Origin of the sequence: Algimonas ampicilliniresistens (assembly GCF_030159955.1) — a bacterium.
In the GTDB taxonomy this organism is placed as follows: Bacteria; Pseudomonadota; Alphaproteobacteria; order Caulobacterales; family Maricaulaceae; genus Litorimonas; species Litorimonas ampicilliniresistens.
Genome location: NZ_BSNK01000001.1, coordinates 843063 through 856538 on the forward strand (window position 1 = coordinate 843063; position 13476 = coordinate 856538).

Sequence of the window (13476 nt, forward strand, 5' to 3'; positions counted from 1 at the left end):
TAACCTCTCGCAAGACCTCATTTTCATTCCGATTGTCAGGACACACTTTATGACCACATTGCTTACGCCTAAGTCCAAAGTTCCGAATATTGAAGTTCCGCTCATTGATGGTGGCGCTTTCAATATGGCAGAAGCCAGTCCCGAGAACTTCCAGATCATTGTTGTCTATCGCGGCGTTCACTGCCCGAAATGCAAAGCACAGTTACAAGCGATCGATCCGATGGTTGCCGACATCCGGGCCGATGGTCACGACATTGTTGCGATCTCTATGGATAGCGAAAAACGTGCCCATAGAGCAAAGACTGACTGGAACATCGAAGAGCTGCCGATTGGGCACAGTCTTGAATTGCTAGACGCAAAATCACTGGGTCTGTTTATTTCAGATTCTATCTCAGACGCAGAACCGCATCTGTTCTCAGAACCCGGCGTGTTCGTGGTGAAAGCTGACGGAACGCTTTACGCGCAAATCATCCAAAATACGCCATTTGGCCGACCTGATATGGAAGACCTCGTAGGCGGGCTGAATTATGCAGTGAAGAAGGATTATCCGACACGCGGCACCTCAGTCGGCTAAACGGCATTTTCTGACAGGACTTGGCCCGCTAAGTAAAGCGAACCGCAAACTAGAATGCGTGGCGGCGTGACGGGAACGTCCGCCGCCTGTCGCGATAGGGCTTCGCCCATATTGACCGCTTTTTGCATCGCGTCAGTGAGGTTTTTGCCGATTAAAGTGGCCATGCCGCGTGACTGTGCAAGTTCAGACAGAATGTCCGGCGACAGGCTAGCGTGATCTTCGATCTCGACCGCGATGAGACCGGCCGCCAATCCTTCAAAAAAATCGAGAAACCCACCAGCGTTCTTGTTGGCAAGTATACCCATAACCAGAATGAGTGGTTTTGGAGACCGAGATTCCAACGTCGCCATATGGGCCGATAGGGCGCGCGCCGCATGCGGATTATGGCCGCCATCTAGCCAAACTTCTGCCCCTGCATCCGCTGCGATGTCGACTAAGGGTCCATTGGGCATTGGCTGCATTCGAGCCGGCCAGACTGCGTTCGTCAGGCCAGTACTAATATGCTCTGGTGAGATCCCGAGTTCGCGCGCTAAAGCCACCGCCAGACCCGCATTGATGATCTGATGCTCGCCTGCCAGCGCGGGGAGGGGCAAGTCGAGCAATTCGCACTCTGTCTCGAATATCAAACGGCCCTGTTGTCCATAGGCGCGGAAGTCCTGACCCCACGATTTGATCGGTGCCTTGGCCTTATGGGCTTCGACTTGGAGGACCGCATTGACCTTATCGTGCTGTGGTCCGGTAAAGACCGGTCGGTTCGACTTAATGATTCCAGCCTTTTCCCGCGCAATTCCAGCAATGTCTCGACCGAGGAATTCGGCATGGTCATAATCAATGGGCGTGATGGCGCTGAGCCGCGGCGTGAAGACATTCGTCGCGTCAAACCGTCCGCCCAGCCCGACTTCAATAATCGCATAATCAGCGGGCGTTTCAGCGAAAGCGAGAAATGCCGCGGCTGTCGTAGCTTCGAAGAAAGAGAGAGGGGCATCGCCATTGGCGGCCCGGACACGGCGCAGAACGTCGATCAGAGTTGCGTCATCGACCTCACGCCCTGCTAAGACGATCCGTTCATTAAACCGTACAAGGTGAGGCGATGTATAAACGTGGACGCGTGCACCTGACGCTTCGAGTATTCCGCGCAGTTGCGCTACAGTCGATCCTTTGCCATTCGTGCCAGCAATATGGATGGCAGGTGGTAGGCGGTCCTGCGGACGACCCAAATTTTCCAACACGTTTTCGATCCGGGACAGACCGAGATCTATTTTTCGAGGATGAAGGCGGCGGAGCTCGTCTAGCGCCTGATCGAGCTCATTCACGCGGGGACGGGCTGTATGGCTGGCTGAGCTTCAATCTCTGTATGATTTTTCTGCATTAAAACGGCAAGGAGGCGGGCGAGGGTCGCGCGCAGCTCTGATCGCGGCACAACCTGATCGACCATGCCTTTTTCTTCGAGATATTCAGCGCGTTGGAACCCCTCAGGGAGCTTCTCACGGATTGTCTCTTCGATCACGCGAGGCCCTGCAAAGCCAATCATCGCTCCGGGTTCCGCCAGATGGATGTCGCCGAGCATGGCGTAGGACGCGGTGACGCCGCCGGTGGTCGGGTCACACAGCACAACGATATAAGGCAGGCCTGCTTCGCGGAGACGTTGCACGGCAATGGTCGTGCGCGGCATTTGCATCAGGGACAAAGCGCCTTCTTGCATGCGGGCACCGCCGGCCGCCGTGAAGGCGATCAGCGGCATCCGCTTTTCAAGCGCAATCTCTGCAGCGGCAACGAACCCTTCGCCTGCCGCCATGCCGAGCGATCCGCCCATAAAGGCGAAGTTTTGAACTAAGGCCACAGCGTCGACACCGTGGATTTTACCTACGCCGATGCTCATCGCATCATCATTGCCCGTTTTGGCCCGGGCCTTCTTCAGCCGATCCGTATATTTTTGATCGTCTTTGAACTTCAATGGGTCGGCAACGACGGACGGTGTTGGGAAAGTTTCATACGTCTCATCGTCAAATGTGTAGCCGAAGCGAAGTTCAGGGCCGATGCGCATATGATGGCCTGCTGGCGTGACATGCATAAGCCCCGCCAAGTCGGCAGCGAAAACCATCTCGCCGCTTTTAGGGCACTTAAGCCAGAGGTTATCTGGCGTGTCGCGCTTGGTGAAGATGGACTTGACGCCAGGTGGAGTAAGTTTGTTGAGCCAATTCATAGGGTGCTTATGATGCCGTTCGCTGAAATGGGCAAGCCAGACTGGGCACTGAGACATGCGCCCGGAATGCTTGCGATATGGACAAGATAGCTTAGTTCAGCCTTATGTCTCGTTTGCTCAAAAGCTTGATCCCACTCGCCATATTCGCCGGTTTGGCGATCTTCTTCGCGATCGGTCTGACGCGTGATCCGACGCAGCTCCCATCAGAGTTGATCGACCGACCTTTGCCCGAGTTCGAAATGATGACTTTGTCGGGTGAGGCTGTGACGCATGACAAGCTGCTCGGTGAGCCGTCTTTACTCAATGTCTTTGGCTCTTGGTGCGTGGCGTGTCTCATTGAACATCCGCTATTCATGGAACTAACCGAAGACCCTGACTTCAAACTCGTTGGCGTGAATTGGCGGGATACACGCGAAGATGCGAATCGTTGGCTGACACGGCATGGCGATCCCTACGACTTAATCCTGTTTGATCCGGAGTCCCGATTAGCTATCGATTTGGGTGTAACAGGCGCACCAGAGACGTTCGTGCTCGATGCGAAAGGGCAGATTCGCTATAAGCATACGGGTCCTGTTTCAGCGGATGATTGGGCAAACACGCTCCGACCCCTGATCCAGAGCTTACGTGCCGAAACCCTCTAGCCCTACGCCTCGACCACCGTTATAGCGCCGCTCACCGGCACCTGTAGCTCAGCTGGATAGAGCGCTGCCCTCCGAAGGCAGAGGTCACAGGTTCGAATCCTGTCAGGTGCGCCAAACACACTCCACAACCCGTTGAATTTACTTATGGTTTTGGGCAGCGCCTATAGTGTGCCTAGCCTAGTGCCTAGCCGTCTCGATCGCTTGTCGTCTTTTACGGTGTCCGAAAAGTAAAGCCTTGTCGCTTCGCTGTGGCAAGATAATTCCATCAAGCCCGCGTTTCTGGAGTCCACATGGGCTCCCTTTTTACAGTGGCGGAAAACCCCTCTCGCTTGCCTTGGCTTACGGTGTCCGAATAGTCAGGGTTTGAGACTCTACAGGGCCGCTATTCCGCTATTCCTTTGTGAGCGATATGTGCGGTGTTAGCATCCCGTATTCTTCCCGTATTTTCGGGAAGATGGATTGCTCTCGACTTTCATAATCTCGACTCTGAAACGCTACTAAGATAGGCCGCTAGAAGGTGGGAGCCAATCATGGGTCACTTGGAAGATTTGGAATATGAAGCCTATTGCGGGTTTCGGAATAACGTCGAGAAATTCTCAAAAAATCTAAGTGACTTGGATCTTCTTGTTGTCCGGTCGATTGAGGTTAGTCGCGACCTTTACGACATGATTCGCAAACATGCCCCTGTCTCGGCATGGACGCCAAATGGTAAGTTTTTCATAGACGGAATTGAGATTGTCCCTGTCCCGCATACCTCGAAATAATCAGCGCCGTAATGGCTGGCTCGGCTGGATCGTCTTAGCCTTAGTAATTGCCATGTTGGTTAGTCTTGGACTTGATCTCATTTCATCCCCTTGACCGTTCTACTTTCGTTCCGTCATTAAGTGTTCCCGGCGGGCTCCCGGAGCAATGCGATACGGAGAGCGCTATGACCTACAAAAGCACATTACAGCTATCTGATCTGAACAGTGGTGAGCGGTTGGAATTGACCTGTAATTCGTGCGGTTTCGCCCGGTTCGTTCGCTATCCACATGAGCTGAAGCATCCCGCTTCAGGGAAAGACATTAGCCACCTCTACCTTGACGAATTTGAGAGCAAAGCGAGGTGCGCAAAGTCGAGAACCCGCGCGCTGGCCGGGCGCAAGTGTGGTGGGACAGTGAGGTTACTTGTCATCGATCCGGCGGACAAGCCGGAGCCATTCTCAGCAGGCATGGCGTCCGAGACTTTCGACCGTAAAGAGGTTTGGCGTCGTGAGCGTATTAGGCGCGCCAAGCGTTAGCGCTCCATCAACTCCATCTGGTCGGCTGGATAAGGGCGCTGCAATCGCAGGCTGTCCGCTCCCCCGCTCAACCATTCAGCGCATTCGTCGGGGTCTGTGAGAATAACAGGCATGGCTTTAGGATGGATCGGCGCGACAACCTCATTCGGTTCTGTCGTCATGAATGCGTAGAGTCGCCAGTCATCGGGAAGCCACTGGCGGCGCTTTCTGCCTTCCACGGACTTCAACCGCTCGCCCTCCCACGGTCGCCATATGCCCGCGAAAAATGAGGGCTCGGCTACGGTTGTGCGGAACCACGCGTTTCCGCCATTCACCTTGTCCGGCTCTGCGAAGCGATGGAACGGCACTAAGCAACGAAACTCAGGTTCTCGCAGAAATTCACCGTTCACGTTCTTCCACCAACCGCTATTGAGGTTGCGAATGTTAGTTATCGGCTTCGGGCGTTTCTTTTCATCTTTAGGCGGAATGCCGGGGAACCCCCATCGCATCGTCTCGACCGAAGCCGTATTGCCGTCTGATAGGATGACAGGGCCGTCACTATCCGCGCCCGTATAGTCGGGCTCATAATTGCGCGCTCGGCTCTTGGCGTCGAGTTCAAGGCCGATTTGGCGCAAGGTTTCGCTCGCTTCGGAGATTGAGACGCGGTGTTCGTAAAGGTTGCACATGGGAATCACGTGACAGTCTGAAAGTTATGTCGTCAATGCTTGCCTTGGTAAAACCTTAGTCTTCGTGAGGGACGACATAACCGTTATTCAACCGTATTTACGGTTATGGGCCGCTCTAGTTCATCACGAACCATCCTTATTGCTGCGGCTCGCAACGCGTCCGGGCGAAGCTCTCTCGCGGTCCTATAGGCGATGAATAGACGCACGGCATGGGGTCCGCCGATTGTGTCAAACCGAATAGCCAACCGTGCGCCCCCGGTCTTATCAAAGCGGACATTCACAACGCCGCCCGCTTCAACAATCTCGGCTAAGACTTCGCTCGCTTCCCGCGCCTGCCTGTCGCTGTGACGTTCCGGCGCGTCTGTCATGCGGCTTTCTCAATATCGAATTGCCTATCGTAATTCGGGATTTGTCCGGGCCAAATAGCGTCTAAGTCGGATTGTAGCGATTCCATCGCCTCGCTATGTCGCGGGTGGTCTCCGTCATCTGGATTTGTCGAGTCGAGATAGAGGCGCATCTTGTCCAGCAAATCCGCCACGGTTGCCGCTGGCGTCGCCAATGCATCGAAACGCGCTTGATCTTCCCTTTCTGCGGCCTTCGTCTGCACCGGGTCAGCGCCTAGGTCTTCTAGCCAATTTGGGTTGGCTTCCCGCGCCTTTTCCATGGCCGCATGATAGTCGATCCATTCCGCCATTTGATTAGCAAACGGAGTGGCGAGGGGTGCAAGCAAATGTCCGGGTTCACACTCCATTGAAACGGCAATCGCTTCTAACTGTGTCTGGTTATAAGGCATTGTCCCGTCTTCCAAGCCCTGTAGGGTCTGTTCGATAATCCCGGTCATTACGGAAAGCTCCGCAAGGGATAGGCCGCGCCGTTCGCGCTTCGCCCTGATTTGGTTTGTTGCTTTGGTCATTATGCGGCCTTCCCGTCTGGTTTTGACTGCGCAAACCAAGGTCGTGTGTAGGCTTGCAAGGTGGTGAGTGTGAGTGTTTCGGTGCATTGATCTAAGAGCCAATCAAGGCGCGCATCATCATCGTAGTGCATTGACGCCATCGCCTCGCGCTCTCGCGTTTCGATAGCTTCGCGCTCGTCATAGGTGAGCGCGGTTCCGTGCTTTTCGCGTCTGGCGTGGGTTGCCCAATAAGTCGCGATAATACGGCCTGTCGGCGCTGTCAGGAACGATAGGAACGGCTCGCCTATGGCTCGGATATAGATCGGCCCGGCGTCATGGTTTTGAGGTGTCGGATCGGTCATGGCCTTACGCTCCCATCTGAGTGTGAAGGTAACGCTCGGAACCCTTGCCCCATGCGAGGTGTGCCGGGCGCGGGTTGCGATCCAAGAGGGACGCGGTGCGGGGCTGGCGATATTTTGCCATCATAGCCCGCTGTCTGGCGCGACGGACTTGCGCTTGACGCTCTCGGTCGATTTGCGAGCGGAACGAAGCCCATGCGGCGCGTAGGGCGTCCGCGAAGGTCACAATGCCCCTTAACGGGCGTTTCATGAACCCATGCGCGCGCCACATGATTGCCCGGCGTCCGTAACGCGAAACAACTTCGCTATTGCTTGCCGGGGATGGAGTCGTGTTATTCATCGGGTCTAGCCTTTCATCGGGTTAGCGGGCCGGGTGGTGTGTTTGGCGACTGTCACCCGGTCCAACTCTGTTAGAGCAACCCCTAACGTGCATACTATATGCACTATTAGGCATGTGAAAACAAGACCCCTTGTGTAAATAATATGCACGTTCTAAAGACCGCTATGGCTAGACTTTCAGATTCCGATTTCACTCCATCGCTTTGCAAGGCCGCGCGAGCGCTAGTCGGGTGGACGGCGCAAGAGCTTGCGGATAGCACCGATGAGGTTGCCCCACGGACACTGCGCAAGTTTGAAAATGGTGGGTCTGTCAGGGACGGCACACGCGATGCAATTCGAGCGGCGTTAGAAGCCGCTGGCGTCGAATTTATCAACGGGGGCAGGCCCGGTGTTCGCTTGATCGGGAATCTAAGCGATTGCGGCCCGCGTAATGACTTCCGATAAACCTTAAGGGGTTTTAGGGTCTGCGCCTGTTCCATGCCTGTTAAAACAGGCATCTTCTTCACTGTTCTGCCACTGTTATATCAGTGAACTGCTACGCTGTTCTTACGCTGTATTAACAGGGTAACGGGCTGTCAGAAAAAGGCCGGGCGCTGTGCTGTTCTTGTGCTGTTTTATCAGCAGGCGGCTTCGGTGTTTTCTTCGGTGTATTATCACCGCTGTTCTTACGCTGTATTAAGAGCTTAAAGAGCCGGGCGATTTAACCCGTTCGCTGGCGTCGGCTTGTCCTGCCAGTAGCGTTCCAGATAGGCGCTCACATTCGCGCGGCTGCGTTCGTCTTGACGGTCAAAGTTCGCCCGGTATCGCGCCCCGGCCTCTTTCAGCATTTCATCCGACCATTGCCCCTCGTAAATGGATCTAGCCGGGTTGGTCATACGCTTCCATTTAGCGCGCTTCGCCTCATAGGTTTTGCGGTGCATTCCTTTGGGTCGATCCGGGAACGGTTCGTCTAACGTAACAAAGCGCCCGGCCAGTTTGTGCGCTATTTTCTGCCCTGTGTCGTAAAGGCGAAAAGGACCGCGCGTGGTCTCAGACGCATAAGCTAAATCATAGCATTCACGGCAAGCGAATGGGGCAGACCCATAAATAGACACTCTTGGTTTCCGGCAGGATGGGCAGACCAGATAGAGGCGGTGTCCGCCAAAGTGGCAAGGCGACAAGTGAAGCTCGATCCGGTCGCAATGCGTTTCCCGGTCTTCATTCGACCCCGTCGCATATTGGACTAAGAGGCAATCGGAGCCCGCCTCAAGCCTAACGCTGCTACCATCTTCCCAGCGCATGACCGCAGATGCACCCTTTGCCGTCAAACCGCCCTCTAAGACGCTCCTAACGGTTATCCTGCGGTGTTCTGTGGTCAAGGCTCTCATAGCGCCCCCATTGTCCTAAAAGTGGCTCTAAGCCTTCCAAAACGATAGCAAACCTTAGCAGGCTTTTCCGCTCTCAAAACGCAATCCCTTGCACGCCATTTATGCGGCCAACTTTTCAGACCATTCCGATAGCTTCGCTTCAAGGCGTTCCGGGTCGTTTCTATATTGCGGCAAACAGGACAACGCTTTGCGCATCCCTTCCACTGTGCGCGGTCCTGTCGAACGGCCACCGTGGAAGCGGCAACGGTTCCGGCCCGGCTCACTCATAGCCCGGCATTGAGCGCCGTCCTTTTTGCGAGCGCCACAGGGAACCCGGCGTTTCGTCGCCTTGCTGTGGTCGCGATCCCATACAGCGCAATCGACATAGTAGCGTTTATAGCTCTTAGCCCGCTCCCCAGCTTTGCGCAGGGCGAAGGCGAGCCCGCGCGTTTCAATTCGAGTGGTCGTTAGGTCGCTGGCGAATATCTCGGCTGCCTTATCGAATGTGAGCCTATTGATCCGATCCCGGTCCTGCAAGGTGAGTTGCACCATACTAGGCGAGCGGTAGGCTATCAGGTCATCCCAAAAGGACGGCGGGACAGCCACGTTGGGGATTTGCGGGATGGTGAGCGGATCGGAGTTATAGGGCTCGATAGACACGCCGATTCATACCATATCGCGGCGCTCAAAGCAAAAATACGGGCTGGGCAAGTCGCACTGGAAACTAAAGTTTTTTCAACCTGCTTTCCCGCTCTCAAACCACGCACAAGGCGCGCGTAGTGGTCCCGAAACCCTTACAGCGATGGGCGTGCTGTCATAGGGCAGGGGCGACCGCATTAGGGCGGTCTTAGGGCTAGGCGCTCGCTGTCATGGCCGGGCGGATTAGGTCCTTCGCGTAAACCAACATTCACCTAGCAATCTTTCCGCAGTCTTACCCCATGCGAAGCGGCCCTAGGTTCAACATTATTCAACATTTGATGAAGTCGCTTTGCCTCTCTCGTAATGGGGGCGGTCTATATCCATTCGCTATAGATCAAAGTCGGCGTCCATCCACGGGGCAGGGTAAATCCATCCGAAGGGCCGACGCCACAAGGGGGAAGCGAGGATTTTAACCTGCCATATGTTTTTGCGTTGATTAAGATATTCGACGGTTTCTGTTAGCTTTTCTGGATCGTCATGCAGCCTTAGAAGGCTATCGATCATTTCAGCCCGCCTTTTGGATGCAAGGCGCACTATAAGCCACAAGATGAAAAACAGCACGGCAAGAGCATAAGACATGCTCCTTAATGGCCTGTGCCGCTAATTGGTTCAAGTCATGTGCCGTTAGGGGCCATTACCCCTGCTGCAATACCAGACCGAGACTCTAGCGCTTTGGCAAGCTGGTAGGCACGTTTTTGAGACGCTGGCGATAGGTTCGACATAGCATCTGCTAACTCTTGCGGTGTTCCTGCAAGACGTAGGGAAAGCGCCTCAATGACTGCCGGATTTTCTCGCCGGGCCATACCGCCAAGGGTTCGGATATAGCGCTTTGCGCTTTCTTGCGGTGTGGCTAGGTTCTCAGCTGCGAAAGAGACGGCGCGGCCAACGGGGGCGCTTGCCGCCCTGCGAACGTCTTCAACATTTTTTTGCCGAGGCTGCGTCTGCGAGCCCATTGAGCCTAGAACACGCCTACCGCTCGCGGTCATAGCGCTTTCCTTATCGAGTAGCGAAACAATGCGCGCGGACTGTTCATCGGTTAAAACGGTTCTGAATACGTCTCTCAAACCCTCGGCATTAAAGCGGGTCGTCGCATCGTGACTAAGGCTCGCCTTTTTCAGTCTGTCATCAACACCTTGCAAAAGCCCGGCCAATAGGTGCTGGCGTTCCGACTTGGAATAGTTTGCGGTCGTTTTGGATACGTCTTCTGCACGCAATTTAAGCGCATTGCGGCCATACTCCAAAGCGGCTTGGTTCGCCTTCGTTCCAGACCAGACGGCGCGTGCTTTTGCATACCCTGGCACTTGCGCGTCTAGCTCGCTCAATAGCTCTTGGCGCAGGCGATCAACGGCGCGCGCTTCGCTCCCTTTGCCTTGCCGGAACCTTGCCGAAACAAGGTCATCTAGCGCCTCTTTGGCAACCTGATAACTGGCGAGTGTTTCGTTCCAAGGGTCATCACCGGAATCAGCGGCCATCCTGCGCGCTTTCTTCATAGCGGCGCGCATGGACGGGCGTTGCAACAGACGCTCAAGGGTCGGGGTTTTTTGGATCGGCTCACCCAACACGGCCTCATAAAGCTGCGTTCCCTCACGGCGTAGCGTTTCGGCTGCGTCGTTGCTTAGGGACGTGAAATCATCCGCTTCGATGATACGCTTGACGCCTTCACTAATGCGGGCTTGTTGCTGGCGTTGCTGCTTAGTCACAGCGTCCAAGAATATGCGAGCGTGGCCAGTTTGTGCGCCCTCGGCTCCCTGCGCCCAATTCTCTAAGCCAAGCTTCTGAAAGGCCAATTGCGGGTCTGATGGGTCAACATCTCTAATCATTGTCAGCGCGTCGTTATGATCTACGCCGTTCGCCTTGCGAATTTGTGCAATTATCAATCGATCCGCCTTTGATGCTTTTCCGGTAGACGCGATCCGGGCAATACCTTGACTGAGTGCGCGCGTCATGGGCTGCAATACTGCGCCGCCAAGGCCACCCGCGACTGTGCCGACAACACCGCTTTGCAATCGGTTCGACATCTCGCCTTCACCCGTGCCAACGCCATAAGCGCCACCATAGGCCGCGCCTGTTGCTGCGCCTTGTTTCACAGCGCCCCGGAAACCCGTGGCGGCTCCCGCGCGTGTTAGTCCGGTGCCGCCTGTCGCCATGCCGCCCGCGACTTCGCCAGCAAGCGAGGCGACGGGGTGTTGCGCTGTGTTGCGGCTCTGCGCATCTGAAAAATCGCCCATGCTTTCGCTGTAAGACGGTGCGCCGGGTAGCATTGCGCTAACACCGCTCTCAATCTCATCGTTAAAGCCTAAGCTCGCGCCGCGCTGTGCGCTCTGTATGGTCGCAGTAGTCCGCGAATGGCCCGCAAGGTCATCAAGGGCGCTTAAGCCCCTTATGGGGCCGCTCTGGACGCTTCCGACCCGTTCTTGCACCCAATCAGCGACCGGGTTATCAGATAAGCGCTGAACCATACCCATCAAACCGGGCTGTAGCTCTTGCCCTCGTGCGTCGTTGAACATGCCGGGCTTGCGAGCGTTCGGATCGGTCGCTTCGTCTAAAGCGCTCTCTTCGCGGGTTTCTTGCTGCATAAGCTCACTAGCTCGCTTCATTTGTCGCAACTCATCAAGCCGTTTCATCTTGCGCAGCGTGTCCAGACGGGCGCGTTTTTCGGCCATAGGGTCGATAAGACCCATAGGCGACTGGAAAGATTGCCCTGCGTCCATAGGGGTCTGGACCGGGGCCAGTGAGGTTATTCCGGCGCTGTCAGCGACTTGGACCGGGGCGGGTAATACCGGGTTCATCGTGCGCCCCCTAACTCGGCTTCAAGAGACGCTAGCTCTCTCTCAAGGTCATTGTTCCAGCCTTGGCTTTGCATGTAATCGGACGCGCCCGATTGATTGCCGCCGCCATTGTCGAGATAGGATAGCGGGCCGCTGCCACCTTGAGCTCGTTGCGCGTCTTGCTCATAGGCTTGGCGCAACCGGGCTTCCTGCCCGTCAAGGTGCTGATAAAGGCGCTGCAAATTCGCGTCTAATTGCTGTTGGCTTTGCGAGCGCTCAAGGCTGCCATATAGGCTTTGCAGGGTCTTAATCTCCCTGTCTGAGACGTTCCCTAATGCGCCGCCTGTCGGGCTATTGTCGCGCATTTCCTGCAACCCATCAAAGCCAAGGTTGCCCTTGATGGTTTCGAGTGTTGCCGACAAGTTCGTCGCAAATGGGTTTCGGCCCATTATCGGCCCGGTGTTACCACCGCTAGACTGCTCGATCGCTCGACTAATCGTGTCCTTTAGGAACCGGCTCTTATCCCTGAATGCGCCAATCTTGCGTTCCATAGCAGCTAATCCGCTTGCCGCGTCTGCGGAACCTCGGCCCATCGCCCCGCCGCGCGCTTCGTCATACTTGCGAGCGAATGGGTCCATAGGTGCATAGCCGTCTGGCGATTGAACCGGAATTAGCTGGCCGTCGCTTGTGACTTGTCCCAGCGAGAACCCGTCCGGCCCCTGCAAGGGAACGGCGTTTAGGCTGCGTTTTGGCCCGGCGCTCGCGGCCTGTCTGGCCTGTTCGACGCGCTGCGCTTCAAGGTCTAACCCTCGGTCCTTTTGGCCTAAGACGCGCGGATCAAGGGCGGCAGGCGTGTTGCCTTCTGCAATCCGGTTTCCGTTGGTTGGATCAACCATCACACTGCCGGGAGAAAGGCTCATAGGATCGGGCGCGTTTTGTGCGACCATTTCGCCGCTACCCGTAAACCGCTCTTGTCCGTCTGATAGCGTGAAGTCCCTCGCGTTCTCAGCAAAGGCTTTCATCATCTCATCATTTTGCGCCATCAACGGCTTTAAGAGATAAGGATTTGACGCATATTCCTCAATTTGTTCCGGCGGGATATTGAACTGAGGCGCGTAATGGCGGATCAAGGCGGGCTGTTGCTCAATAGGTTGTGCGGCAACGGCGGCGACGGTGCGGGTCCATTTCTCTGTTACCTCTTTCGCCTTCGCCTTATCGGCTGCGTCCAGTTGACTGATAGCTTGATGGAATTGCTGGGCTGTTTTTACTTCACCCCACTCAAGCGCCTTGTTGCGCGCGGCCTCTAAATTACCGCGATCAAAGGGCTGGCTTGAAGGCGCGCCCATGGCCGCTAGTGGGTTATCCCCGCTTTTGCGGCTCGGCATGGTCGTGACTCCTTGTGCGTCAGGTGCGCCTAATGCGGAAAGGGCGCTCCCACCCTGCGAATTATCGAAACCAAACTGACTAGCAATCACTTTGGACCGGGCCGGGTCATTGGCCGTTGAACCGCTTAGAATCTGCGCAAGCTCAATCTGCCTTTGCTTTTCAAGCCTCGCAGCCTCACGCGCCTGTCGTCGGTCGTGAATTTGCCCGCCTATTTGCGAGCCCGTCATGAATGCGCGCATCGGGTCAATTACTGTGTTCATGGCTAGCCCTGCCTTTTTAGTTTTCACCCCCCGCTCACACGGGGCGAGTCGGGGCTAATGACGTT

17 protein-coding genes and 1 tRNA gene are annotated in these 13476 nt (G+C 55.6%); 6 read left to right on the forward strand and 12 right to left on the reverse strand.

Translation table 11 applies throughout. The features are described from left to right. Window positions 1–49 precede the first annotated feature (49 nt). Window positions 50–574, forward strand: a complete 525-nt coding sequence (locus QQL54_RS03925; protein ID WP_284387780.1) for a redoxin domain-containing protein — start codon at window positions 50–52, stop codon at window positions 572–574. Here the strand turns inward: QQL54_RS03925 and QQL54_RS03930 are convergent. Together QQL54_RS03930 and accD are read right to left on the reverse strand one after the other, a co-directional pair. Next, window positions 571–1887, reverse strand: coding sequence for a bifunctional folylpolyglutamate synthase/dihydrofolate synthase (locus QQL54_RS03930; protein ID WP_284387782.1), 1317 nt, complete (start codon window positions 1885–1887; stop codon window positions 571–573). The genes QQL54_RS03925 and QQL54_RS03930 overlap by 4 nt on opposite strands. Further along, window positions 1884–2777 carry an acetyl-CoA carboxylase, carboxyltransferase subunit beta gene (gene accD / locus QQL54_RS03935; protein WP_348520695.1) on the reverse strand — a complete coding sequence of 298 codons (894 nt, stop codon included), beginning with the start codon at window positions 2775–2777 and terminating at the stop codon, window positions 1884–1886. The genes QQL54_RS03930 and accD overlap by 4 nt, the downstream gene beginning before the upstream one ends. Before the next feature lie 104 nt (window positions 2778–2881). On the opposite strand from accD, the gene QQL54_RS03940 reads away from it, so the two are divergent. The 4 genes from QQL54_RS03940 to QQL54_RS03955 all read left to right on the forward strand — a co-directional run bounded on the left by QQL54_RS03940 (window position 2882) and on the right by QQL54_RS03955 (window position 4697). Further along, window positions 2882–3418 (forward strand): DsbE family thiol:disulfide interchange protein, encoded by a 537-nt coding sequence (locus QQL54_RS03940; protein WP_284387786.1) that lies wholly within the window; start codon window positions 2882–2884, stop codon window positions 3416–3418. A gap of 37 nt (window positions 3419–3455) precedes the next feature. Then, a tRNA-Arg gene (locus tag QQL54_RS03945) sits at window positions 3456–3532 on the forward strand. Window positions 3533–3948: 416 nt separating this feature from the next. Then, the gene (locus QQL54_RS03950; protein WP_284387788.1) at window positions 3949–4182 is read left to right on the forward strand and encodes a hypothetical protein; all 234 of its coding nucleotides are present in this window, start codon (window positions 3949–3951) and stop codon (window positions 4180–4182) included. 164 nt (window positions 4183–4346) lie between these two features. After that, window positions 4347–4697 (forward strand): hypothetical protein, encoded by a 351-nt coding sequence (locus QQL54_RS03955; RefSeq protein ID WP_284387791.1) that lies wholly within the window; start codon window positions 4347–4349, stop codon window positions 4695–4697. Here QQL54_RS03955 and QQL54_RS03960 read toward each other — a convergent pair. The 5 genes from QQL54_RS03960 to QQL54_RS03980 all read right to left on the reverse strand — a co-directional run bounded on the left by QQL54_RS03960 (window position 4694) and on the right by QQL54_RS03980 (window position 6953). Then, complete coding sequence (locus tag QQL54_RS03960; protein ID WP_284387793.1) at window positions 4694–5362, reverse strand: SOS response-associated peptidase family protein; 669 nt, start codon at window positions 5360–5362, stop codon at window positions 4694–4696. The genes QQL54_RS03955 and QQL54_RS03960 overlap by 4 nt on opposite strands. 83 nt (window positions 5363–5445) lie before the next feature. Further along, window positions 5446–5730, reverse strand: a complete 285-nt coding sequence (locus QQL54_RS03965) for a hypothetical protein (RefSeq protein ID WP_284387795.1) — start codon at window positions 5728–5730, stop codon at window positions 5446–5448. Then, on the reverse strand, window positions 5727–6275 hold the full coding sequence (locus QQL54_RS03970; protein WP_284387797.1) for a helix-turn-helix domain-containing protein: 549 nt from the start codon (window positions 6273–6275) through the stop codon (window positions 5727–5729). Before QQL54_RS03970 ends, QQL54_RS03965 begins: the two co-directional genes overlap by 4 nt. Further along, window positions 6275–6616: a hypothetical protein gene (locus QQL54_RS03975; protein ID WP_284387799.1), complete on the reverse strand. Its 342-nt coding sequence runs from the start codon at window positions 6614–6616 to the stop codon at window positions 6275–6277. The genes QQL54_RS03970 and QQL54_RS03975 overlap by 1 nt, the downstream gene beginning before the upstream one ends. 4 nt (window positions 6617–6620) lie before the next feature. Next, window positions 6621–6953 carry a hypothetical protein gene (locus QQL54_RS03980; protein ID WP_284387801.1) on the reverse strand — a complete coding sequence of 111 codons (333 nt, stop codon included), beginning with the start codon at window positions 6951–6953 and terminating at the stop codon, window positions 6621–6623. Window positions 6954–7117: 164 nt separating this feature from the next. Here QQL54_RS03980 and QQL54_RS03985 point away from each other — a divergent pair, with 164 nt between their 5' ends. Further along, window positions 7118–7396, forward strand: a complete 279-nt coding sequence (locus QQL54_RS03985; protein ID WP_284387803.1) for a helix-turn-helix domain-containing protein — start codon at window positions 7118–7120, stop codon at window positions 7394–7396. A 239-nt stretch (window positions 7397–7635) separates the two neighbouring features. On the opposite strand, the gene QQL54_RS03990 is transcribed toward QQL54_RS03985, so the two are convergent. The 5 genes from QQL54_RS03990 to QQL54_RS04010 all read right to left on the reverse strand — a co-directional run bounded on the left by QQL54_RS03990 (window position 7636) and on the right by QQL54_RS04010 (window position 13411). Then, complete coding sequence (locus tag QQL54_RS03990) at window positions 7636–8259, reverse strand: hypothetical protein (protein WP_284387804.1); 624 nt, start codon at window positions 8257–8259, stop codon at window positions 7636–7638. 159 nt (window positions 8260–8418) lie between these two features. After that, window positions 8419–8958 (reverse strand): HGGxSTG domain-containing protein, encoded by a 540-nt coding sequence (locus tag QQL54_RS03995; RefSeq protein ID WP_284387805.1) that lies wholly within the window; start codon window positions 8956–8958, stop codon window positions 8419–8421. Between the two features lie 366 nt (window positions 8959–9324). Then, window positions 9325–9576, reverse strand: a complete 252-nt coding sequence (locus tag QQL54_RS04000; protein WP_284387806.1) for a hypothetical protein — start codon at window positions 9574–9576, stop codon at window positions 9325–9327. A 35-nt stretch (window positions 9577–9611) separates the two neighbouring features. Further along, window positions 9612–11786, reverse strand: coding sequence for a hypothetical protein (locus QQL54_RS04005; protein WP_284387807.1), 2175 nt, complete (start codon window positions 11784–11786; stop codon window positions 9612–9614). Then, the gene (locus QQL54_RS04010; RefSeq protein WP_284387809.1) at window positions 11783–13411 is read right to left on the reverse strand and encodes a hypothetical protein; all 1629 of its coding nucleotides are present in this window, start codon (window positions 13409–13411) and stop codon (window positions 11783–11785) included. Before QQL54_RS04010 ends, QQL54_RS04005 begins: the two co-directional genes overlap by 4 nt. Window positions 13412–13476: the final 65 nt, after the last annotated feature.

Excerpts from the sequence above, each read along its gene's own strand:
- QQL54_RS04005 (WP_284387807.1), bottom strand. The coding sequence starts at position 11,786 with ATGAACCCGGTATTACCCGCCCCGGTCCAAGTCGCTGACAGCGCCGGA.
- QQL54_RS04000 (WP_284387806.1), bottom strand. The coding sequence starts at position 9,576 with ATGTCTTATGCTCTTGCCGTGCTGTTTTTCATCTTGTGGCTTATAGTG.
- QQL54_RS03940 (WP_284387786.1), top strand. The coding sequence starts at position 2,882 with ATGTCTCGTTTGCTCAAAAGCTTGATCCCACTCGCCATATTCGCCGGT.
- QQL54_RS03985 (WP_284387803.1), top strand. The coding sequence starts at position 7,118 with ATGGCTAGACTTTCAGATTCCGATTTCACTCCATCGCTTTGCAAGGCC.
- QQL54_RS03970 (WP_284387797.1), bottom strand. The coding sequence starts at position 6,275 with ATGACCAAAGCAACAAACCAAATCAGGGCGAAGCGCGAACGGCGCGGC.
- QQL54_RS03965 (WP_284387795.1), bottom strand. The coding sequence starts at position 5,730 with ATGACAGACGCGCCGGAACGTCACAGCGACAGGCAGGCGCGGGAAGCG.
- QQL54_RS04010 (WP_284387809.1), bottom strand. The coding sequence starts at position 13,411 with ATGAACACAGTAATTGACCCGATGCGCGCATTCATGACGGGCTCGCAA.
- QQL54_RS03975 (WP_284387799.1), bottom strand. The coding sequence starts at position 6,616 with ATGACCGATCCGACACCTCAAAACCATGACGCCGGGCCGATCTATATC.
- QQL54_RS03960 (WP_284387793.1), bottom strand. The coding sequence starts at position 5,362 with ATGTGCAACCTTTACGAACACCGCGTCTCAATCTCCGAAGCGAGCGAA.
- QQL54_RS03980 (WP_284387801.1), bottom strand. The coding sequence starts at position 6,953 with ATGAATAACACGACTCCATCCCCGGCAAGCAATAGCGAAGTTGTTTCG.
- QQL54_RS03950 (WP_284387788.1), top strand. The coding sequence starts at position 3,949 with ATGGGTCACTTGGAAGATTTGGAATATGAAGCCTATTGCGGGTTTCGG.
- QQL54_RS03955 (WP_284387791.1), top strand. The coding sequence starts at position 4,347 with ATGACCTACAAAAGCACATTACAGCTATCTGATCTGAACAGTGGTGAG.
- accD (WP_348520695.1), bottom strand. The coding sequence starts at position 2,777 with ATGAATTGGCTCAACAAACTTACTCCACCTGGCGTCAAGTCCATCTTC.
- QQL54_RS03925 (WP_284387780.1), top strand. The coding sequence starts at position 50 with ATGACCACATTGCTTACGCCTAAGTCCAAAGTTCCGAATATTGAAGTT.